This is a genomic window from Pseudomonas sp. 05N433 (genome assembly GCF_056396925.1).
Genome location: NZ_JBFTML010000014.1, coordinates 37358 through 59441, shown reverse-complemented (window position 1 = coordinate 59441; position 22084 = coordinate 37358). Strand labels below are relative to the sequence as shown.

Sequence of the window (22084 nt, the reverse complement as noted above, 5' to 3'; positions counted from 1 at the left end):
CCGGCTCCTACAGGATCTCGTGACTCTCCCCCCTTTCAGGAATTTGCAGCAGTGCCGCGTCGCATCAACAGAGCGCTCAAGACGCTCAGTGTTTTGGCTTTAACCCTGGCAATCAGCGGCTGCATCGGAACCGGCGGTATTGCCCCACAAGGCAAGGCACTGGAGGCCAATTCACTGGCCACCGACGAAGCCATCCAGAGCGCCGCCCGGGACGCTCACTGGCCCACCGCCCAATGGTGGCAGGCCTACGGCGACCCGCAACTGAACCGCTGGATCTCCCTCGCCCTGCAAGACAGTCCGAACATGGCCATGGCCGCCGCGCGGGTGCGTCAGGCCCGGTCCATGGCGGGTATTGCCGAGTCCGCCGAGTCGCTGCAGATCAATGGCCAGTCGACCCTCAAACGCCACAACTGGCCCACCGATCAGTTCTACGGCCCCGGTGAGTTGGCCAACACCACCACTTGGGACAACAACGCCGCGCTGGGCTTCAGCTATGCCCTCGACCTCTGGGGGCGCGAAAGCAACGCCACCGAGCGAGCGGTGGACATGGCGCACATGAGCGCTGCCGAAGCACGGCAGGCCCAGCTCGAATTGCAGAACAACATCGTGCGCGCCTACATCGAACTCTCGTTGCATTACGCGCAACGGGACATCGTCGCGGCCACCTTGAAGCAGCAACAACAAATCCTCGACCTGGCGCAAAAACGCCTGGACGGTGGCATCGGCACGCACTTCGAAGTCAGCCAGGCCGAAACGCCGCTACCGGAAACCCATCGCCAACTCGATGCGCTGGACGAAGAAATCGCCCTCAGCCGTAATCAGCTCGCAGCCTTGGCCGGTAAGGGCCCGGGGGAGGGCGCGCAGTTGCAACGGCCGACGTTGTCGTTGGGGGCGGCGCTGAAGTTACCGTCGTCGCTGCCGGCGCAATTGCTCGGTCAACGCCCGGACGTGGTTGCCAGTCGCTGGCAAGTGGCGGCCCAGGCGCGGGGCATCGATGTCGCTCACGCAGGCTTCTACCCCAACGTCGATCTGGTCGGCAGCCTCGGTTACATGGCCACTGGCGGCGGTGCGCTGGAGTTCCTGACCGGCAAGAAGCTCAACTACAGCGTGGGACCTGCGATTACATTGCCGATTTTTGACGGCGGCCGCTTGCGTTCCGAGCTGGGTGAAGCCTCGGCCGGTTATGACATTGCCGTGGCCAAATACAACCAGACGCTGGTCAATGCGCTGAAGAACATCTCCGACCAGTTGATCCGCCGCGAGTCGATGGACAAGCAGCAAACGTTCGCCGCCGAATCGGTGGCCACGGCGCAGAAGACTTACGACATCGCGATGATCGCCTATCAACGTGGGCTCACCGATTACCTCAACGTACTCAATGCGCAGACTTTGCTGTTCAAGCAACAGCAAGTGCAGCAGCAGGTTCAGGCTGCGCGGTTGAGTGCTCATGCTGAGCTGGTGACTGCTTTGGGCGGAGGCCTTGGCGCTGGCAACGACGTCCCGAGTGCCGAGAAAACCCTGCCCCCGAAAACCCCGAGCCTTTTGAAGTGAGCACGACGTTTCAGGCACACCCACAGTTCCTCAAGCCCTAGACCATTGAGCAAAATTTCATGACTCCCTTGCCCGCACCTTTGCGCTGGCTGTATTCCCTTGAATGGCGCCGGGGTTTCTTCGACTGGGCGCGCAGCGACGGCGTGACCTGGGTCTACATTTTCAAGGTGCTGTTCGCCGCATTCCTCACGTTGTGGCTGGCCATGCGTCTTGAATTGCCGCAACCGCGCACCGCGATGATCACCGTGTTCATCGTCATGCAACCGCAAAGCGGCCAGGTGTTCGCCAAGAGTTTCTATCGCTTTCTCGGCACGTTGGCCGGGTCGGCGGTGATGGTCGCGCTGATTGCCTTGTTCGCGCAGAACACCGAACTGTTCCTCGGCTCGCTGGCGATCTGGGTCGGCCTGTGCACGGCTGGCGCAGCGCGTTGTCGCAACTTTCGCGCCTATGGATTTGTGCTCGCCGGTTATACGGCGGCGATGGTTGGGCTGCCCGCTCTGGCTCACCCGGACGGCGCATTCATGGCTGCGGTCTGGCGAGTGCTGGAAATCTCTCTGGGGATTCTCTGCTCGACGCTGGTCAGCGCCGCGATCCTGCCGCAAACCGCCAGTGCGGCGATGCGCAATGCGTTGTATCAGCGCTTCGGTGTGTTTGCGTTGTTCGTCACTGATGGCTTGCGCGGTCGCAGTCGGCGCGAAGCGTTTGAAGCAAGCAACGTTCGGTTCATCGCCGAAGCGGTGGGCCTGGAAGGACTGCGCAGTGTCACGGTGTTCGAAGACCCGCACATGCGTCGGCGCAATGGGCGGCTCAGTCGCTTGAACAGCGAATTCATGGGCGTCACCACGCGCTTCAATGCCCTGCATCAGTTGCTCGAGCGCCTGCGCGGCAGTGGCGCCGATCATGTTGTCGCGGCGATCAAACCAGGGTTGCAGGACTTGGCCGAAGTGCTCGACGGTTTCAGCGGCCGTGCGCTGACCAGCCCTGATGCCGCTCGCCTGACCAGCGCCTTGGCGACCTATAAGGACAACTTGCCGGCGCGGGTGCGCAAGCTGCGGGCGAGCTTTCAGGAGAACGATCCGAGCGACGCCGAGCAGTTGGATTTTCACACCGCCTACGAACTGCTTTATCGCTTCGTCGACGACTTGCACAGTTATGCACAGACCCACGCGTCCCTGGCCGATCACAGCCACGAACGGGAGCGTTGGGACGAACCCTTCACCCCGCAAACCAATTGGCTGGCCTCGGCCGCGTCGGGGATTCGCGCCGCGTTCATCCTTGTGGTGCTCGGCAGCTATTGGGTGGCCACCGCGTGGCCGAGCGGGGCGACCATGACCCTGATCGCCGCCGCCACAGTCGGCCTGTCAGCCGCGACGCCAAACCCCAAGCGCATGGCCTTTCAGATGGCCTGCGGGACCTTGCTCGGGGCGCTGATCGGCTTCGTCGAGATGTTTTTCATCTTTCCCTGGATCGACGGTTTTCCATTGCTTTGCGTGATGCTCGCGCCGGTGATCGTGCTCGGCTCGTTCCTCACTTCTCGGCCGCAATACGCCGGTGTCGGCCTGGGGTTGCTGATCTTCTTCAGCACCGGTTCGGTGCCGGACAACCTTACGGTCTACAACCCTTACGCCTTTATCAACGACTACATCGCCATGGTCATGGGCATGCTGGTGTGCGCGGCGGCCGGGGCAATCATTCTGCCACCCAACAGCCGCTGGTTGTGGCGGCGGCTGGAGCAGGACTTGCGCGGGCAAGTGGTGTACGCCATCAGCGGCAAACTCAAAGGGCTGGCGTCGAGTTTCGAAAGCCGTACGCGGGACTTGCTGCATCAGGCCTATGGCCTCGCCGCAGGACAGCCGCAGGTGCAGCGGGACTTGTTGCGCTGGATGTTGGTGGTGCTGGAAGTCGGCCACGCGATTATCGAACTGCGTAAAGAACAAGCGATTCTGCCGGTGCACCCGGCGTACGCCGAATCCCAGCCGTGGCGCCAGTCCATCCGGGTGATGGGGCGTTCGCTGGTGCGGCTGTTTCTGCAACCGGGCCAGAGCAATCTGGAGCGGGCGCTGGTCGCCGTCGACCACGCGATCGGCCGCGTGCAGGCCACCGACGAACCCTTTGCGCCGCACTTTGATACCTCCGCATTACGCCGGGTGAAGAGTTACCTGCACTTCATCCGCACCTCGTTGCTCGACCCGCAATCGCCGCTGGCTTCATACACCACTGCCAAGCCCCAAGGACTTGAACATGCCTCGTGAAATCGCCTTCCACGGCGTGTATATGCCGACCATGACCCTGATGTTTTTCATTGCGGCGGCGCTGGCCTGGGCCCTTGACCGATTCTTGTCCGGGTTCGATCTGTACCGTTTCTTCTGGCACCCGGCGCTGCTGCGCCTGAGCCTGTTTACCTGTCTGTTCGGCGCCTTGGCGCTGACTGTCTACCGTTGACTCTCTATCACTGAAGAAGGCCTTGATGAAAAAGCTTTTCAGCCTGCTCGCGACCTTGCTGGTGCTGGCCCTTGCCCTGTGGATCGGCCGGACCTTGTGGGTGCATTACATGAACACGCCCTGGACCCGTGACGGCCGGGTGCGCGCCGACATCATCAACGTCGCCGCCGACGTGACCGGTGAGGTGGTGGAGGTGCCGGTACGCGACAACCAGTTGGTGAAAAAGGGCGACTTGCTGATGCGCATCGACCCCGAGCATTACCGCCTCGCGGTGAAACAGGCGCAGAGCCTGGTGGCCTCGCGCAAGGCCACGTGGGAGATGCGCAAGGTCAACGCCCATCGCCGCGCCGACCTCGACAACCTGGTGATCTCCAGGGAAAACCGCGACGACGCCACCAACATCGCCGACTCGGCCCTGGCCGATTACCAGAACGCGCAAGCGCAACTGGAAGCCGCCGAACTGAACCTCCAACGCACCGAAGTGCGGGCGGCGGTGGACGGCTACGTCACCAACCTCAACGTCCATCGCGGTGACTATGCGCGCATCGGCGAAGCGAAAATGGCGGTGGTCGACATGAATTCGTTCTGGGTTTATGGCTTCTTCGAAGAAACCAAACTGCCGCATGTTCGCGTGGGCGATAAAGCCGACATGCAACTGATGAGCGGCGAAGTGCTCAAGGGCCACGTGGAAAGTATTTCTCGCGGCATCTACGACCGCGATAACCCGGAGAGTCGCGAGCTGATCGCTGATGTGAACCCGACCTTTAACTGGGTGCGTCTGGCGCAGCGGGTGCCAGTAAGGATTCACATTGATGAAGTGCCGGAGGGCGTGCTGTTAGCGGCGGGGATTACGTGTACGGTGGTGGTGAACCCCCCGGCTGGCGAATAACCTGTGGCGAGGGGGCTTGCCCCCTCGCCACAAAAAGTGGCCGTGTCAGCCTTGGCAAAACGTCTCATGCAAATGCCGCCAAACCACCTTGCCATCGGCCTGTTTCTCAAACACCGCCGAGGACCGCCGATCAGAATGCAGCCCCGTCGCATCGGTCTGTTGCTCGCGGTAACTGATTACTGCGCCACCGTCATACAGCGCGACACCTCGCAACTCGCTGAGCTCAATCCTGAACCCGAGCTTCTTCCCGCCCGCCAACAGAAACAATTCTTTCAACGCCTCGAAATCCAGCACCCGGCCCAACGGCGAGACCATGGAAAACTGCGGTGAAAAACGCGTCAGCAATTGCTCCAGCTCGGCCTCGTCTCGCTCTTCGGCCAACCATTGCTCGATGGCTACGTGGGCCTGGATCACTTCGTCAAAGTATTCGGTGTAGTCGGTCATGCTGTTTCCTGAAAGTCTGAAAGTGTGTTTTGACGCCTTCGCGGTCTCAGAGCTGCCCGCGCAACCCGAACCGCTTCATCAACCCCGACTCCAGCAACCCTTTTGGCAATAACCCCGCCATTAACGGCAACGCCCGGCTGCCGTTACCCAAACGCACCAGACGCGGTGGTTTGCTCTGCTGCACAGCCTTGAGCAAACCGGCGGCAAATTCACTGGCCGGCGTTGGTTTATCTTGAGAGGCCTTGGCCCGTGCACGAATACCTTCACGCAGTGGAAACCACGGGGATTGTTCGGTGATCAATTGCTCGGCTTCGTGGCCGGCATTTTTCGCGAAGCTGGAGGCGATGGCCCCAGGCTGAACTTCCATGACCCGCACGCCGAACGGCGCCAGCTCCATGCGCAGCGCATCGCTCAAGGCATGCACGGCGGCTTTCGAGGCGCAGTAGGCACCGGCAAACGGCGTGACCAGAACCCCGGAAACGCTGCCGATGTTCACCACCAGCCCCCGGGCGCGACGCAGTACCGGGAACATTGCGCGAGTGACGCCGACAATCGCAAACACGTTGGTTTCGAACTGGCGCTGCATGGCCGGCACGCCGCCATCGAGCAGCGGCCCCATGGCGCCATAACCGGCATTGTTGATCAGCACATCGAGGCCGCCGCGTTGCTGGTTGATCCGCTCGCTCAACTGTTCGAGGGCCGGGCCATCGTTAACGTCCAGCTGCACGGCGGTGAAACCGGTGGCGGTGAGGGCTGCCACGTCTTCAGCCTTGCGGGCACTGGCCCAGACTTCGTAACCGGCATTTTTGAAGGTGTCGGCAAGTGCGCGGCCAATGCCGCTGGAGCAACCGGTAATCAACGCAACAGGCATGGCGCGGTCCTTGTGCAAAAGAAAAAGGGGGATCAGTCGGAGAAACTACCCTGCAACCGTTCAGCGCGAAATTCCAGGGTTTGCGGGCGGTAGCCGGGGCGCAAGGGCGGTAGCGGCAAGCAGTCTTCCCAACTGCCGCCGGCCTGCAATTCGCCGGGGCCGCGATAACGTGGCGCGGCGTATTGATTGTCGGCCAGGTTCACCGTATCGCCCGGCGCATACGCCGCGATGCGCCAGCGCAACTCGATCAGTGGCACGTCGTTGCCGTTTTTCATCGTGAGCTTCAATGGCCGATCTGCCGGGCAGTGCTCGGGTGCGTAAGTGATGCGCAGCTCAAGGCGTGCCAGTTGCTTGATTTCGCGGTTGTCCATCCAGAAGACCCACGTCGCCACCAGGCCCAATCCGACAGCGGCCGCCACGGAAACCGGCACGGCCTTGGCCGGGTAGCGCAGCAGCAGGATCAGCCAGGTGATGACCAGCAGGACGCCGATGAACATGTTTGAACGCTCCATGAACGGATAACCGACATCCTACCGAAGGGGCACGAGAATGGATATTCGGTGAGCAAGGGGTTGTACCGTTGGTCGGTACTGTAATTTCTGACAGTAGCCAGCCATGTTCTTGAAACGTTAGAAGACATTGGCCGACGGGGCTGTTATTCGATGGACAGAGGCGATGGAAATGCACCACAAGACGCCCACACTGAGGATCTTCGATCCGCGCGGCCTGTCGATTCGCTTGGTAGATTACTGGCGCGCCATCGAAAACCTGCCCGCTGAGGTCCGCATCAATCGCACTGCTCACAATGGCGCAGGACGTGCAGTCAAACAGTGGGATCCGCGGTTATGGGCGCTGCAAGAAGGCGATTCCCTGACCCCTCCCAATCTGATCACGGTGTATTCGCTGTCCGGGAACGCGTTGCGCACGGACAGCGTTGATGCCGGAACGCAGATCACCCTGCGCGGTCTGGCCGACGAAGTGTTGTCGGACTGGGACAGCCGCCAAACACGTCGCGAGGTCGAATATGACGATTTGCTGCGGCCCGTGGCGGTGTTCGAACAGGGCGCCGTGGAGCCCCGTCGCTGTGTCGAGCGCTTTGCTTATGGCTACCCGGGCCAGGGTCATCAGGACCTTAACCAGTACGGCAAACTGATTCGCCATGACGACCCGGCGGGCAGCGTACTGTTCGACTCGTTTGCGATCAGCGGTGAAGGCATCGAAAACACCCGCCACTTCACCCTTGAGCCGCTAACCCCCGATTGGCCGGAATCGATTGATGATCGCCGACGGCTGCTCGAACCGGGGACTGGGGCGACGTCCAGGTGGCGTTTCGGCCCGTTGGGTGATGTGCTGGAACAGACCGATGCCAAGGGTAATCGTCAGACTTTCGGTCTGACCGTCGATGGCCGATTGCGCGAAAGCCGACTGCAATTGAAGGATCAATCCATTTGGCAAACGTTGGTCAGCGAGATCCGCTACAGCGCCCAAGGGCAAGTCGAAGAGGAGGTCGCGGGTAACGGGGTGCGGACGACGCTGGCCTATCGACCCGAAGACGGTTTGTTGATGGAGCGTCGGGCACAGGATGCCAGTGCCCGAATGTTGCAGCATCTGATCTACGACTATGACCGGATGGGCAATGTCTTGAGCATCGAGGACAAGGCCCTGCCCGTGCGCTACTTCGCCAACCAGCGCATCGACCCGATCAGTCGCTTCATCTACAACAGCCTGTACCAGTTGATCGAAGCCTTTGGCTGGGAAGCGGGCGGTCCCGATCAAGGACCCGAGTCGGTTGGTCGCACCGATCCGGCGGCGGTTAGCAACTATCGGCAGATTTACCACTATGACGAGGGCAGCAATCTGCTGAAGGTGACCCACATCGGCGCGCAAAAACATGGGCGCGATTTGAAAGCTGCCCGCTACAGCAATCGCTGCCTGCCCTGGCGCAACGGCGTGCCGCCCACGGAAGAGGACATCGCCGCCGCATTCGACGCCAAAGGTAATTTGCTGGAGTTGGACCAGGGACGGTTGTTGACCTGGGATCTGCGCAATCAATTGCGCTCGGTCAGCCCGGTGGAACGCGCCTCCCGACGCAATGACGGTGAGTGCTATTTTTACGATGGCGCTGGCCAGCGGGTGCGCAAAATCCGCGCGTTGCAGACCAGGGCTCGCACCGTGATAGCTGAAGTGCGTTACTTGCAGGGCTTGGAACTTCGTACCGACAGTGGCACCGGGGTGGTGTTGCAGGTCATCACCGCGCAGGCTGGCCTCAACACCGTGCGGGTGTTGCATTGGGACAGCGAGCCACCGTCCGGTGTCAACGATCAGTACCGCTACACCCTGGTCGATCACCTGAGCTCCTGCACCGTGGAACTGGCCGATGACGCGCAAATCATCAGCCGGGAAATTTTTTATCCCTTTGGCGAGACCGCGTGGTACGACGCGATTGAAGTGGACTATAAAACCATTCGTTATTCGGGCAAGGAACAGGATGCCACGGGGCTTTATTGCTATGGCTTCCGGTACTACATACCGTGGTTGCGGCGATGGGCGAGTACCGATCCGGCAGGCGCTGTGGATGGCTTGAACCTGTATCGGATGGTTCGAAACAACCCGTTAACGTTCTTTGACGAGCAGGGTGAAAACTCAAAATCCAACTCGGCAGTGCGTACAGCGATCGAGATTTTTGAATCGTATAAGGACAATTACAGCGATACGGACAGAGTGACTCCTTACAACATGATGAACACAATCACTCAGGGCAAACTGAAGTTCAAAACAGCAAAGGCAACACCTGCGGTGCTTGAAAAGACCAAGCCCCAGAACTTTACCTTGCGCCATTACACGGTCTACGGGAGCAGCGGCGAAACACCTCCCTTTATGGAAATCGCGTCTAACTTTTCTTTGGTTCACCAGAACTTGAAGACGTTAGGCGGAAAGGGCGGCAATACCAATGAAAAGGATTGGACCAAGGCCGGGAACATGGGCTTCACCTTCTTTCTTCTGGCGATAAATGGAGAAGTGAATGAACGCAAGTTTCTCGGCTCGATGACACACTTTGCCGAATACGATCTTGAGGATGACAAGGTGCTGGAGGCAGCCTTGGGTAAAGATTTCGATAAGGTAGAGTTTTTTGCTTCTCCCGATGTACTCGATCCCAAACACTCTTCGGACCTGGGCGCGGTGCCAATGGTTAAAGGCCCACTGAAAGAATTGAAGGCGCTGCTGTTAGGCAACTCGGGAATCAGTCCGGTTCAGGTGGGAAGAATGAGTTCACGAGCATTACTTGACAGTATCGATAGTGCGTTTCATGGAACACTTGAGATCAAAATACCAGGATCAATAAAGGTCAGTGGCTGGCATAGAAAACCAGCCACAACCCGTAAGGCTGCATGAATGTGTAAAAAAGCCCCCGCCCAACCCGCTGCGGATAGGGAACGCAGCGGGCTGGACGAGGGCTTTTTGATTTGCTGATTGATTACTGCGCGATGGTTTTCACCGACACGCCGCGCTCGATCGGGGTGGAGCGACCGTAGATATCTTCAAACCGCTCGATATCGTCTTCGCCCAGGTAGCTGCCCGATTGCACTTCGATGATCTCGAGTGGAATCTTGCCCGGGTTGCGCAGACGGTGTACCGAGGCGATCGGGATGTAGGTCGACTGGTTTTCACAGAGCAGGAACACGTTTTCGTCGCAGGTCACTTCAGCGGTGCCGCTGACCACGATCCAGTGTTCGGCGCGGTGATGGTGCATCTGCAGCGACAGGCACGCGCCCGGCTTGACCGAGATGTGCTTGACCTGGAAACGACCGCCCATATCCACCGAGTCGTAGGAACCCCACGGACGATAGACTTCGCAGTGGTTCTGGGTTTCGCTGCGGCCCTGTTCGTTGAGGGTGTTGACCATCTGTTTGACGCCTTGGACCTTGTCCTTGTGGACGATCATCATGGCGTCCTTGGTTTCGACCACCACGATGTTTTCCAGGCCGATCACCGACACCAGTTTGCCGTTGCCGTGGATCATGCAGTTTTTGCTGTCCYGGATGACCACGTCGCCTTTGGTGACGTTGCCGTTGGCGTCCTTTTCATTGACCTCCCACAGCGACGACCAGCAACCGACATCGCTCCAGCCCGCGGTCAGCGGTACGACGCAGGCGCGCTGGGTTTTTTCCATCACCGAATAGTCAATGGAATTGTCCGGGCAGCAGGCAAAGGTGGCGGAGTCGATGTCGATGGTGTCGGCATCCTGCACGCTACGTTCCAGGGTCAGTACGCAGGTGTCGTAGATGTCCGGATCGTGCTTTTTCAGCTCTTCGAGGAAGCGGCTGGCGCGGAACAGGAACATGCCGCTGTTCCAGAAATAACCGCCGGACTGGACGAACTCGGTGGCGCGTTTCACGTCGGGTTTTTCGACGAAGTGCGAGACACGGCTGACGCCTTCCGGCAGCAGGGCATCGTTGGTGGATTTGATGTAGCCGTAACCGGTTTCCGGTTTGGTCGCCGGCACGCCGAACAGCACCATTTCGCCACGCTCGGCCGCCACAGTGGCCAGGGCCAGGGCGCGTTGCAGGGCTTTCTGGTCTTCCAGGACGTGGTCGGCCGGCAGCACCAGCATCAACTCGTCGCGACCTTCATTGACCAGCATCATCGCGGTCAGGGCCACGGCCGGCGCGGTGTTACGGCCGAACGGTTCCATCAGGATGCGCTGGGTTTCCAGTTTACGGGCGCTCAGCTGCTCGTTGACGATGAAGCGGTGATCCTTGTTGCAGACCACGATCGGGGTATCCATGCCTTCGAACACCAGGCGTTCCAGGGTTTGCTGGAACAGCGTGTGTTCGCCGGTCAGGGCGAGGAATTGCTTGGGGAATTGCTTTCGGGAAAGCGGCCAAAGACGTGAGCCGCTACCACCTGACAAGATCACCGGAATCATGTTGTTACTCCCTTAAATCGATTGGTTAGAGCCACGAACGTTCTGTCGTTTCACTCTTGTTTTTGTTCCGTAATCAGATCGGCTCACCGATTCTGTAGCAGCTGCCGAGCCTGCGAGGCTGCGTTCGGCGACGTAGTCGTCGTGAATCCCGTCAATGCGGTCATTCAGAAAGACCGAGTTGCTTGGATTGCGACTGCTTCGCAGTCGGACGCAGGCTTCGCCAGCTGCTACAGGGTGATCACCGTCCTGATGAATTAATCAGCGCGTCGAGACCGGGCGCTTGACCCAGACTGGCGACAGGCTGCTGCCGTTGCCGGTGACGTACAGCACCGCCGCTTCACCGCGTTCCAGGGCAACCGGCTTCACGTCGCCGACTTTCTTGTCGCCTTCGTACAGCGCCAGGCTGACTTTCACCGGGTTGATTTCACGCTCGCCACGGCCCTTGGCGGCCACGTTCGGCACCACATCGGTCTTGCCGTCGGCGGTTTTCAGGGTCAGGGCCTTGTCGCTGAGGTTCTGCACGCGTACCAGAGATTTCTGTTTGTTCTTGAACGGCGGCTCTTCGATCAGTTGTGGCGCGCCGCTGGCGTTGTTGACCAGAGTGTAATAGTGATCGCCGGCCAGTTTCACCGGCAAGGTCTGGCTACCGACCTTGGCGCTGTAGTCGCCGCCCGGCATGAAGCTGAAGTCAGTGCTGGACAGCGGCGCGACTTCGTTCAGGTTGGTGGTGCCGACTGTAGCACTGACTTCAGCGTTACCGGCGTTGTAGACCCGCACGAAGGTGGAGCCTTTCGGTGCGGTCGGGCCGTAGAGGGCGGCGTCGCCACCGGCAAAAGCCTGCATCGAGAGCACGCTCATGCCGGCAACGAGAGCGAAGGTCTTGGCGAGACGGCGAGGAGTAGTAGTGAAAGTCATGGGTGTACCTCTCTTTCAGTTTTGCGCCCGGTCGGGCGTCTCGGATTTGGTGTTTACAGCTACGTTTTGTTGGCGCGCGCCGGCTTGTTTAAGCTCTGCGACCCACTGCGGGTCGGCGTCACCGATTTCGTTGTTCACAGGCAGATATCGTTCAGGGAACTCCCAGATCAGCACTTGTGGCGGGCTGTTCTTGAAGGCATCGCTTTTCAGGTAGCTGAGCATCGGCAGAATCGGGCCATGGCCGTCTTCGGCGTAATTGACCACGTCGCTGTGCAGCGCTTCTTTCAGCGCACCGACGAAGTTCCAGTTAGGGTTGGCGCTGTAGCTGGTGCCGATCAGGGCCACCGGCACTTCCGTGTTGGCGAACAACGCGTCATCACCGGTCGGTTGATCCTGGGCCGCCACGGTGTTGCGCTTCTGCAAAGGTTCTGGCGCCGGCATCAGGTTTTCGAACAGCGGGTCCAGCGGCAGGAACAACCGCAGGTCGCCCTTGTGCGTCACCTTCTCGGCAGGTTCAGTGACGAAGTTTTGCGGTTCGCCGCTGAGCGGAGCCTTGTCGGCGATGGTTTTGGCCAGGGTCTGGGCAGCGACTTGTGCGCCTTCCGGGGTCCAGTGGGTGTCGGTACGCAGGAACACTTGCTGACCGTTGCGCTTGGCTTGTTGCAGCGGGCCGAGCAGGTCAGGGGCGAGGATCTTGTCGGCCGCCACGCGAGCGTGGAAGTCCTTGTACAGATTGGTGTGGATACTCGCCGGCTTCACTTCACCCAGGTGCTCCGGGTACAGACGCGTCTTGGCCGGAACAATCGCCATCACCAGTTGCACGCCTCGCTTTTTCAGTTCCTGGCGCACGCCTTCGACCAGCGCGTAGTTGCCTTGCAAGTTCAACTCTTCGTTGACGATCGGGTGGAACTCTTCATCGCTGTAGAGCCACTGATCGCGACCGAGCACCACGCCCGGACGACCTTCGTTGAACAGTTTGAAATCCAGCGCGGCCCAAAGGTTGGTGCCCAGGCGCTTGATCGGGAACTCGTCGTCATAGTGCGTCTCGACGGCTTTGGTCCAGCGCCCGTTGAGCACGGTGGCATCGGCGTTGGTACTGAAGCCGAAGAAGCTGCGTACCGACCACACGCCCAGGACCAGCAAGGTCACCAGGAACAGCGCGATGTAGAAGATGCGTAATGAGCGGGTCATGGTCAGATCCCTCAGAACTGGAAGTAAAGGAACGGCGAAAAGCTTTGCGCCGAGAGTTTGAGAATCGAGGCAATGAACAGCAGCAGTACCAGGGCGCGCATCACGTAACGGGACCAGTCGGCGGTCCAATAGGCCGGTTGCACAGTCGCTTCAACGCCGACGGTGTAACCCGGCTCGTGGATGCTGGCCGGGTTGTCGCCCGGTACGGCTTTGATCTTTCCAGGCGTCGCCGCGGCCGGGCCGTCGGTTTCGATGTTCACCGCAGGTTTGGTCTTGACCGGCGGCTGGTTGGTGTAGAAATCACGCAGGCCGAAGAACGCCAGGGTCACGTAAGCCACCACCAGGGTTGCCACTTGCAGACCGGTGAGGCTGGCCTGGTTGAGTTCCGACAGCGACCATTCGCCGAAGCTGAACATTGCGCCGTACATGCGACCGGCGACGTGCAGGTTCTCTGCGCGGAAGATCACCCAGCCCATCACCACCAGCAGGAAGGTCAGGACCCAGCGGATCGGGTTGAAGCTGCGCGGCGAAGTGTTCAGGCCGATGGCTTTTTCGATTGCCAGCCACATGCCGTGCCAGGCGCCCCAGACGATGTAGGTGATGTTCGCGCCGTGCCACAGACCACCGAGCAGCATGGTCAGGAACAGGTTGCGATAGGTCATCAGCGTGCCTTTACGGTTACCGCCGAGGGTGATGTACAGGTAATCACGCAGCCAGGTGGAGAGGCTGATGTGCCAGCGCCGCCAGAACTCGGTGATCGACTGGCTGACGTACGGCTGTTTGAAGTTTTCCATGAAGCGGAAACCCATCATCAAGCCCAGGCCAATCGCCATGTCGCTGTAGCCGGAGAAGTCGAAGTACAGCTGTGCGGTGTAGGCCAGGGCGCCGAGCCAGGCATCGCCCGTGGTCGGGTTCTGCAAGGCGAAGCAATGGTCGGCGACCACCGCCAGGGTGTCGGCGATGAACACCTTCTTGATGAAACCCTGCATGAACCGCGTGGCACCTTCGGAGAACTTGTCGAGGGTGTGGGTGCGGTTGTTGAACTGGTCGGCCAGGTCGCGGAAACGCAGCACGGGGCCCGCGATCAAGTGCGGGAAGATCGCTACGAATGCGGCAAAGTCGATCAGGTTGCGGGTGGCCGGGGTATCGCCGCGGTAAACGTCGATGATGTAGCTGATGGACTCGAAGATGTAGAACGAGATCCCGATCGGCAACAGTACGTGGGTCAGGATGAACGGCGACAGACCGACCGAGGTCATCATCGCGTTGATGCTCTCCACGCCGAAGTTGGCGTACTTGAAGTAGCCCAGGATGCACAAGTCCACCGCGACGCCGAGCAGCAGCCAGCGCTGGGCCGGTTTGGTCCGGACACCGGCGGCGCCAACTTTCAGGCCGATCCAGTAGTTCCACAGCGTGACGGCTGCGAACAACGCAAGGAAGTCCACACGCCACCAGGCGTAGAACACGTAGCTGGCGATCAGCAGCAGCAAGTTGCGATAGCGTTGCCCGCTCAAGTAGTACAAGCCGAGAAAGATCGGCAAGAACAGAAACAGGAACACGTTGGATGAAAATACCATCCTGATCTCTCCATGTTTAACCAACAGTCAAGGGCCAACGGCCCCCCCAAACCCCCCACGAAAATCCGGGGGGTTACGACTGCTTCGCAGCCGAGCGGGAGCAAGCTCCCTCGCCACAGGGGAATACAGTCAGCTTTAAGAACCTTTGCCTTTTTCATTGGCCGGGTCGTAGACCTTGGTCAAGTCCCCGCCGAGGCGGAAAGACTTGAACGGCTGCATCTTGTGCTTGAGTTCCAGCACATTCGGCGCGCAGGTGTAGAGCGAGCAGAACGGTTCGAGCCAGGCGAATTTCGAGTCGATCTTGAGATCGGTCATGTCCTGGCCTTTACCGTTTTTCTTCTCGAATTGATCCGGGTCGTCCACGCCGGCCAGCACGCGATCACCCAGGCGTTTCAAGGCACCGTTGTTTTCCTGACGCAAATCCACACCGTTGGCCTGGGCGAAACTGGCGATCATCGCCAGCGGCGGCAGGGCATAGTTGTGGTAGGCGAGGGCGCGTTGCTGGCGCTTGAGTTCGTTAGGCAGGAAGCCTTGGGCATCGATCTGATTGGCGCCGACCTTGAATTCCTTCACGGCCCAGTCGAACAGGTCGCGGCGGTTGGTGGCGACCGACGTGGCCATCACCGACCAGGCGGCCCAATACGAGTGGTTGTTGGTCTGTTCGAGCGGCAGGTTGTCCCAATCGCTGACCACCTGATCGGCCATTTTGCTGAACCAGGCTTCAATCACCTGCGCTTGTTCCTGGTGGGTGGCCAGGGGATGCGAGTCAGAGAATTTCAGGCGGATATAGGACGACGCCATGCTGCCCAGCGCCCATTTGCGCATGGACTTGCCGGTGTGGTTGAAGTCCCTGGACATCAATGCATCGGCCTTGGCCCAGGCGGTCAACCAGTCGAGGGTGCATTCCAGTTGTTCCGGGCGACCGTCACGCATGAACTGCATCACTCGCTTGCTGGTGCCGCGCTCGATCTTGGTGATGTCGGCGGTGGTGTCGCGGAAGGCCTTTTCCGATTCCTCGTTCAGAGTCGAACGGGCCTTGTCGGAGCCTTCGTATTTGCTGCGAAACTGCAGGGCGCCGGTGTACGGCGTCGGCATTGCGTCGCAGCCTTCGCTCTTGTCGCCGGTCTTGAATTTATCCACAGGCGCAAAATACCCTTGAGGCGGGCGCAGTGGTGCGGCGGCCTGGGTGGCGCCAGCGAACATCGCCAAAGCCAGCAGGGAAGGCGCGAGTAACTGTTTCAAAGTTCGGGTTTGCATGCAGTTCATAAGAGCTAGCCTCATTGCCCGGCTTGAGCAGTACGCTGCCCGGTGCCGGAGAACACGTTACGTTTGCAGATTTTCGCCTCGACTTTCTGTGGCGCGGCACCTGGTGTTTCAGGCCCCTGGACTTCAACGGCCAGCAGATTCTGCGAGGCCCAGTCTTCGTCCGTGCGCAACTCGAAGGCGAAACGCCCGTCGGTTTCGGAGGTTTCCGGTTTCTCGATCTTGATGTCCTCATGACGCCCATTCATGTACCAGAGGGTGGCATGCAAGGTTTTCACCGACGTATCGGCGAAGCGGATGTCGACCTGGTGGTCGCTGTTGCGCAGGTCCAGGTTCTTGCTGTTGACCAACAGTTCGTTTTTGCCCGGCTTCACCATGGCGCTGCTGCTCATCTGTGCATCCTTGCCTTCGCAACCGTTGTCGAGCAGCGCCATCATCTGGCGGTAGATGGTTTCCTGGTCGAGGCGATAAAGCGGCGAGAACTCCCAGATGAGAATCTTCGGAGGCTTGGTCTGGAACTCCTGGCTGCCCAGGTACTGCAGCATCGAACCTTCCAGGCCACCGCCGGGGAATGCCACGTTGAGGATGTCGGCGCCGATGGCCTCTTCGAGGAAACCGGCGAAGTTGTAGTTCTTGCCACTGTGGCTGGTGCCGACCAGGGTGATTTCCGGGTTGCCGGATTCACCGAACAGATCGCCATCCGCTGCTTCGCCCTTGGGCTCGGTGGTGAACTGATCCATGTACTGGATCGCGTAGCTGGTGCCACAGAGTTGACCCGCCATGTTGTGTAACGTTCCGGTCTTGCCCATGCGACCCGACTTATGGGTCTCGAATTCACGCTTGGGAATGTCGGCGAAGGCCGGCAACTGCTTGACCTTCTCGGCGACGATCTTCGCGGTGCGCTGGGCGCCATACGGGGTCCAGTGCTGGTCGCCGCGGAAGTAGAAATCGTGGGCGGGCAGGGTGTCGGGCAGCGATTCGTTGGTCAGTGGTGACAGGTCGGGGACCACGTAGCCCATCTGCGCGAAGCGCCCGAGCATGGTCTTGTAGTTGGTCAGGGCCTTGTCGAAATCGTATTTGGCTTTTTCTTCCGGGTTCAGCTTGTTGCGGTTCACCAGGCCACGGGTCGGCTGGTAAACGATGACCAGCTCCACGCCTTTGCTCTTGAACGCATCGTGCAGTTGTTTCAGGCGTTTGTAGCCGGCGGGTGTGGTGTCGAACTCGGTGCGCAAGTCTTCTTGGGTACGGAACAGCCAGTCGCCCTGGGCCTGCACCAGCGTGGTGAAGTTCTGCTGATAGCGGGTGGTGTAGTTCTTCGGGTCGTGGGCTGCCGGGCACAGGCTGCAGCACGGCTCGGCGCTGAAGCTCGGTGCCTTGGCGTCTTCGGCACGCACGCCAGTGCTGGCCGCGAGAATACCCGCGGTCAGGGCCGACAGGCTGAGTAATTTGATCAAGTGTGGGTGCATAAAATTATCCTCAGTCCCGCATTTCGGTCTGGCGTTCGACAGGGTCGATCAGCACGGCTTTCTGCTGGCGCACCAGCAGGTCGAGAATTTCATCCTGACGCTCGCCGAGAATTCCCGAGAAGCTGATGCCGCTGGTTTTGGTCGGTGCGAGCATCGACACGCGATACAACTCCACGCTCAGCGGCGAGTCGATCGACAGCGGTCCGCTGCCGTTGGCAGCCAGTTCACCACCGACCACGATCAGCGACACTTCGGCATCGAACGGGTCGAGCTTGATGTCCCGGTCGGTGTCGCTCAGGTCTTTGATGTGCCCGTAGACACCGGTCAGGCCGTTGGCCATCGAGACGTTTTCGTACAGGCGAATGTTCACGCTGTTACGAATCCGGATGCCGTGACGCTTATTGCTGATCACCTTGTTGCCCCACAACAGGTTGTCGGCACTCTCGTAGAGGGTGATGCCGTCGGTGTGGTTCTTGTAGATCTCGTTGTAGGCGATCAGGTTGTTCACGCTGTTACGGTCGATCACCAGGCCCGACAGGTGGTTGTCGTAGCTGCGGTTGTTGAAGATGAAGCTGTCGTTGACCTCACGGGAAATAATGATCCCGTGCTTCTTCTTGGTACCGTACACCGTGTTGTCGGCGATGATCAGACCGTGGGAACGGTCATGGGGGTCGATGCCGTAGACGATGTTGTCTTTGTAGGTGTTGCCCTTGACCACGAAGTCGCGGGTTTCGTAGCAGTAGAAGCCGTACCACATGTCCGAGAACTCGGAGCCGACGATCCAGCCGGTCGGTTCAGGGCGCTTGAGCACCTTGGCCATGTTCGGCGTGTACTGGGAAATACTCACGCCGTAGGACTTACTGTTGGCGTAACCGAAACTGGCGATCTTGCTGTTGGCGATATAGGTCTCGGTGCCGCCCCAGGACAACAGGAACGGACGGAACTCCTTGGGCGACGAGAAGGCCGCCGGACCGTTGGCCTTCTCGCTCCAGCCGGTGATCTTGGTATCACGCACAAACAGCTGACCGTCGTTGACCAGGAATGAGCCGGCCTCTTGGGACAGGCGCAATTCCTGGGTCTGTTTGTCGATTTCCAGAATGCCGTGTCTGCCCACCACGATCGGCAACTTCGCCAGGAACACACCTGGCGACGTTTCGCTGAGGTACTGCTTGGGCAGCTTCTTGGTCAGGTCCTTGAGGTTCATGTAGCCGTCGTCGACGAAGATCGCCTGCGGGATGCCGTGCTGACGCACCACCCACTCGGCCATCTTGTTGTCGCCGCCGATGAAGTCCTTCAAGGCGTCTTCCTGCATCATCCGGCGTATGCTGATCTTGCCGGGCTTGGTGCGCACGATTTTCGCGGCAATGGCTTCGGCGGTGTAGCCAGAAGTGTCCGGCAGTTTCGGCTTGGCCAAGTCCAGCGGCGCGGTGGGTGCGCTGCTGACGGTGTAGGTCTTGGCCTGTTGCAGTCCTTTGGCTATGGTCGTCGGCTTGCTCTGCTGTTCAGGCTGGTGCACAGCCTTGACCGGTTCGACGGTGGCGAAGGCGGCTGTGCTGGCCAGCAGCAGCGCGCCGGCCAGCAGGCTGATCGAGCCTTTCTTGGCGCTGTTCATGTCGGGCACTCCCTTCGCGGTTTGCATCAGAAGCGCCAGATCACGTCGATAAACGCACGGTGCATGTACGAGTCGACTTCTTTGCCATAGGCATCGCCGGGCTTGAACACACCGCCACGGAACCGCACCAGGGCCGAAGGCTCATCGATCGACTGGCTCAACGCTGCCGGCAACAGGCCTTGCTTGAAGTACTTGGTGACCACCAGGTCCATTTCCTGACCGAGGTCCTTGTTGCCATCTTCCAGCGGCAGGGAGGTGCTGGAGAGGATCGCGCCGGTCGCGTCGTCGGTGTTGTTTTCAACAGCGTTGATGCCGTTGTTGCCCACCGGCTTGTTGCCGTCCACACGCCAGAACTTGTGGTAGATCAGGCTGGCGTCGTATTCGTCGTTGAGCATCCAGGAGCCGAACAGCGTAGCGGTCTGCATGTTGTTCATTTCGCCACGGAAGGCTTCGCCGAAACGGTGAACCCGCGAGCGAGTACCGGTGTAGTTCGAGCGGTTGCTTTCCAGGCCGTTCTGTTGGTACTCGGCGCTGGCGCGGGCATAGGCTGCACCGACTTGCCACTGCGGATCGAGACGCAGACGAACACCCAGGTCAGTAGCCCAGCCGTTCAGGTCTTCACCACGCTTGGCTTCTGCCGGGCGAGTGCCGTCGGCATTCAACGGGTTGACCGTGTCACGGTCGCCGTTCATGCCGGTGATGCTGCCCCAGTAATTGACGGTGTTGGTGTTGCGCCAGTTGTAGGCATCACTGTCGGCGGTGAGGCCGAGCCAGCTGATGTCGCCGTTCTGTTTCTTGTCCAGGGTATCGCCAGCCACGCCCGGCTCCGGATAGTCGAGCTTGCCGTTATCGTGGGTGTGATGACCGCGAATGCCGACCCAGTTACCGGGTGTCCACTGATACGCCGCATCGGCGTAGGCGTGCAGGCGATCCTTGTCTTTGGGGGACAGTTCTTTCAGGTCGGTGCGATATTCGCTGAAGCGTTCGGCGATACCGACGTTGGCGCGCAACAGGGTGGTGTCGAAGGTCCAGTTCAGGGCTTCGATGTTGGTGTCGCGCCATTGGCCGTCGTCGTTACGCAGGCGTTGGCGACCGAACTTGAGGATCTCGCCAGGGTAAGGCGTGAGGCCCTGGTAACCGACCCAGAACTCGCGCATCGCCAGGTAGTTTTTCCTGGTCTTGCGATCACCGCTGTCGGTGGTCTGGGTGCCGCTGTTGTCGGACTGTTGCAGGGTGTCGGTTTCGATGATGTCGGTGGACGTCACGGCCTGACCCATCGCGTAGGCGCTCCACGCGCCGCTTTCGCCATAGACCCAAGGGCGCAGGTCGAGGCCGACGCCGTTAACGTCGCCGCCACCGGCGGTGCCCAGGTCACTGTCGTTTTCGGACTGGCCGGTAACTTTGACTTCGAGACCGAAGTTCTTGTCTTCGGTCAGGGCCGCCAGGGTCGGGCACGACCACAGCAGGGCGAATGTCAGGCCAATACCGGCCTGCACGAATGGATTGAGTTTCATAGGGATTCCTCGCCGTCTTCTTCTTGCAAAGCGTGCAGTTCCAGCGTGTCCGGACTCACGGTGCTACGAATGGCTTGCTCTTGTTTGAGCAGGCGTTGGGCCTCGGCCAGCCGGTCAGGCGGCAGTTGCGCTTCGAGTGTTTGCGCAAGCTCAGTGGCTTGCGGGGTGTCTTGAGCCTTGGCCAATTGGCTGAAGACGTAAGCGTTGACCGGGTCGGGCCGGGTGCCCTTGCCTTGGGAGAACAGTTGGGCGATGGCGAAATCGGCGCTGTTCTGGCCGTTGCGCGCAGCGGTCAGCAGGTGATCCAGGGCTTTCTGCGGATAGACCTTGCCCAGGTAACCGCGACGGTAAATCTGGCCGAGGTAGTAATCGGCGGCGACTTCCCGGCCGAGGGCTTTCTTGAAGTGCTCTTCGGCGACCTTGGCGTCGGCCGGCACCATCTTGCCTTCGTAGTAGAGCTTGCCCAGCAACAGTTCGGCGCGCGGCTGGTCGGCGGCGCGGCCGTTGTCCAGGTACTTCATCATCGTGTCGACGTCGCCCAGTTCAGGGAAGTCGTAGAGCAATTGCGCCAGGCTGACCCAGGACGCCGGGTAGCCCGGGGCGATGCCTTCGAGCAGCGACTGAGCGGTTTTTTCGTCGGTCTTGCCCAGGCTCGCATCGCCCAGCACGCGGGCCACGCTGTCGACCCGTTGCGCGGAGACGGTGCCACGGCTGTGAGCGGCCTGCATCTGCTTGATCAGCTCGGCCTGTTGCTCGGGCTGGCCACGTTTCTGATAGACCGTGGCCAGTTCGACGTAGCAGATGTCGGTGGTGTTCAACGCCGCTTTGCAGATCTTTTCCACGTCATTCAGGTGTTGGTCGTAAGTGCCCTGGGTGCGATAGAGCAGCACCTGGGCCAGACCTGCTTCCGGTTTGCCTTCGGCGCGCCATTGGCTGATCTGCTGCTGTGCGTTGACGTTGGGGAAGCTGTGCGGGAATTGCAGATACAGCATCGCCAACGGGATCAGGGTGTTGCCTTCGCCATTGGTCGCGGCTTTCTTCAACAGTGCCTCGGCTTCGTGGTGTTCGGCTTCGGTGGCGCCAGGTTTGGCCACCAGCAGGCGACCCAGACGAGCCTGAGCCCGCGGCGAGACGCTGGCTGCGGCGCGGTAAGTCGCCTCGGCCTTTTTGATCTGCGCCGGGTCGCGGCTGTCGACCTGAATGTCGGCCAGCCCAACCTGGGCTTCGCTGTAGCCCAGGTCGGCCAGTTGCTGATAGTTCTGCGCCGCCAGCGTGGTATCACCGCGCTTGAGGGCTTCATTGGCCAGGCGCTGGTCGGGCAGGCCGGCGCAACCGGCCAGGCTTACGGCCAGTGCAACTGCACACAGTGATCCTATGTGGGTGCGCGGTGTTCTGAGGATTTGTGGAGTCGTCACGGGCATG

General features: G+C 60.2%; 17 protein-coding genes. 5 read left to right on the top strand and 12 right to left on the bottom strand.

Annotated elements, in window-relative coordinates; translation table 11 throughout:
* The first annotated feature begins 51 nt into the window (after positions 1-51).
* From AC1DIS_RS10040 to AC1DIS_RS10025, 4 genes are read left to right on the top strand one after another with little or no spacing between them, the layout of a single operon-like run.
* Positions 52-1551 (top strand): efflux transporter outer membrane subunit, encoded by a 1500-nt coding sequence (locus AC1DIS_RS10040; RefSeq protein ID WP_477743255.1) that lies wholly within the window; start codon positions 52-54, stop codon positions 1549-1551.
* A gap of 59 nt (positions 1552-1610) precedes the next feature.
* A complete protein-coding gene (locus AC1DIS_RS10035) occupies positions 1611-3803 on the top strand; it encodes an FUSC family protein (RefSeq protein ID WP_258612668.1) in 2193 nt (730 codons plus the stop codon).
* On the top strand, positions 3793-3993 hold the full coding sequence (locus AC1DIS_RS10030) for a DUF1656 domain-containing protein (RefSeq protein ID WP_007896379.1): 201 nt from the start codon (positions 3793-3795) through the stop codon (positions 3991-3993). The genes AC1DIS_RS10035 and AC1DIS_RS10030 overlap by 11 nt, the downstream gene beginning before the upstream one ends.
* Positions 3994-4018: 25 nt before the next feature.
* Positions 4019-4882: an efflux RND transporter periplasmic adaptor subunit gene (locus tag AC1DIS_RS10025; RefSeq protein WP_018927139.1), complete on the top strand. Its 864-nt coding sequence runs from the start codon at positions 4019-4021 to the stop codon at positions 4880-4882.
* 45 nt (positions 4883-4927) lie between these two features.
* Here AC1DIS_RS10025 and AC1DIS_RS10020 read toward each other — a convergent pair whose 3' ends face one another.
* From AC1DIS_RS10020 to AC1DIS_RS10010, 3 genes are read right to left on the bottom strand one after another with little or no spacing between them, the layout of a single operon-like run.
* Positions 4928-5326, bottom strand: a complete 399-nt coding sequence (locus tag AC1DIS_RS10020) for a DUF4440 domain-containing protein (protein WP_477743256.1) — start codon at positions 5324-5326, stop codon at positions 4928-4930.
* Positions 5327-5372: 46 nt separating this feature from the next.
* Positions 5373-6197 (bottom strand): SDR family oxidoreductase, encoded by an 825-nt coding sequence (locus AC1DIS_RS10015; protein ID WP_477743257.1) that lies wholly within the window; start codon positions 6195-6197, stop codon positions 5373-5375.
* Between the two features lie 32 nt (positions 6198-6229).
* Positions 6230-6694, bottom strand: a complete 465-nt coding sequence (locus AC1DIS_RS10010) for a hypothetical protein (protein ID WP_018927136.1) — start codon at positions 6692-6694, stop codon at positions 6230-6232.
* Between the two features lie 178 nt (positions 6695-6872).
* On the opposite strand from AC1DIS_RS10010, the gene AC1DIS_RS10005 reads away from it, so the two are divergent.
* Positions 6873-9590: an RHS repeat-associated core domain-containing protein gene (locus AC1DIS_RS10005; RefSeq protein ID WP_477743258.1), complete on the top strand. Its 2718-nt coding sequence runs from the start codon at positions 6873-6875 to the stop codon at positions 9588-9590.
* Positions 9591-9672: 82 nt separating this feature from the next.
* Here the strand turns inward: AC1DIS_RS10005 and AC1DIS_RS10000 are convergent, their stop codons facing one another.
* The 9 genes from AC1DIS_RS10000 to algK form a co-directional block, all read right to left on the bottom strand.
* Entirely contained in the window at positions 9673-11124 is a 1452-nt protein-coding gene (locus AC1DIS_RS10000; protein ID WP_477780854.1) for a mannose-1-phosphate guanylyltransferase/mannose-6-phosphate isomerase, read from the bottom strand.
* A 258-nt stretch (positions 11125-11382) separates the two neighbouring features.
* A complete protein-coding gene (locus AC1DIS_RS09995; protein ID WP_019581115.1) occupies positions 11383-12039 on the bottom strand; it encodes an alginate O-acetyltransferase AlgF in 657 nt (218 codons plus the stop codon).
* A 15-nt stretch (positions 12040-12054) separates the two neighbouring features.
* Complete coding sequence (locus tag AC1DIS_RS09990) at positions 12055-13230, bottom strand: alginate O-acetyltransferase (protein ID WP_086944727.1); 1176 nt, start codon at positions 13228-13230, stop codon at positions 12055-12057.
* Between the two features lie 11 nt (positions 13231-13241).
* Positions 13242-14807, bottom strand: a complete 1566-nt coding sequence (locus AC1DIS_RS09985) for an MBOAT family O-acyltransferase (RefSeq protein ID WP_477743259.1) — start codon at positions 14805-14807, stop codon at positions 13242-13244.
* A 135-nt stretch (positions 14808-14942) separates the two neighbouring features.
* On the bottom strand, positions 14943-16073 hold the full coding sequence (locus AC1DIS_RS09980) for a mannuronate-specific alginate lyase (RefSeq protein ID WP_442963840.1): 1131 nt from the start codon (positions 16071-16073) through the stop codon (positions 14943-14945).
* Between the two features lie 11 nt (positions 16074-16084).
* Positions 16085-17536 carry an alginate O-acetyltransferase gene (locus AC1DIS_RS09975; RefSeq protein WP_018927129.1) on the bottom strand — a complete coding sequence of 484 codons (1452 nt, stop codon included), beginning with the start codon at positions 17534-17536 and terminating at the stop codon, positions 16085-16087.
* A 10-nt stretch (positions 17537-17546) separates the two neighbouring features.
* The gene (gene algG / locus AC1DIS_RS09970; RefSeq protein WP_477743260.1) at positions 17547-19148 is read right to left on the bottom strand and encodes a mannuronan 5-epimerase AlgG; all 1602 of its coding nucleotides are present in this window, start codon (positions 19146-19148) and stop codon (positions 17547-17549) included.
* A gap of 26 nt (positions 19149-19174) precedes the next feature.
* A complete protein-coding gene (locus AC1DIS_RS09965; RefSeq protein WP_018927127.1) occupies positions 19175-20662 on the bottom strand; it encodes an alginate export family protein in 1488 nt (495 codons plus the stop codon).
* Complete coding sequence (gene algK, locus AC1DIS_RS09960; RefSeq protein ID WP_018927126.1) at positions 20659-22083, bottom strand: alginate biosynthesis TPR repeat lipoprotein AlgK; 1425 nt, start codon at positions 22081-22083, stop codon at positions 20659-20661. The genes AC1DIS_RS09965 and algK overlap by 4 nt, the downstream gene beginning before the upstream one ends.
* Position 22084: the final 1 nt, after the last annotated feature.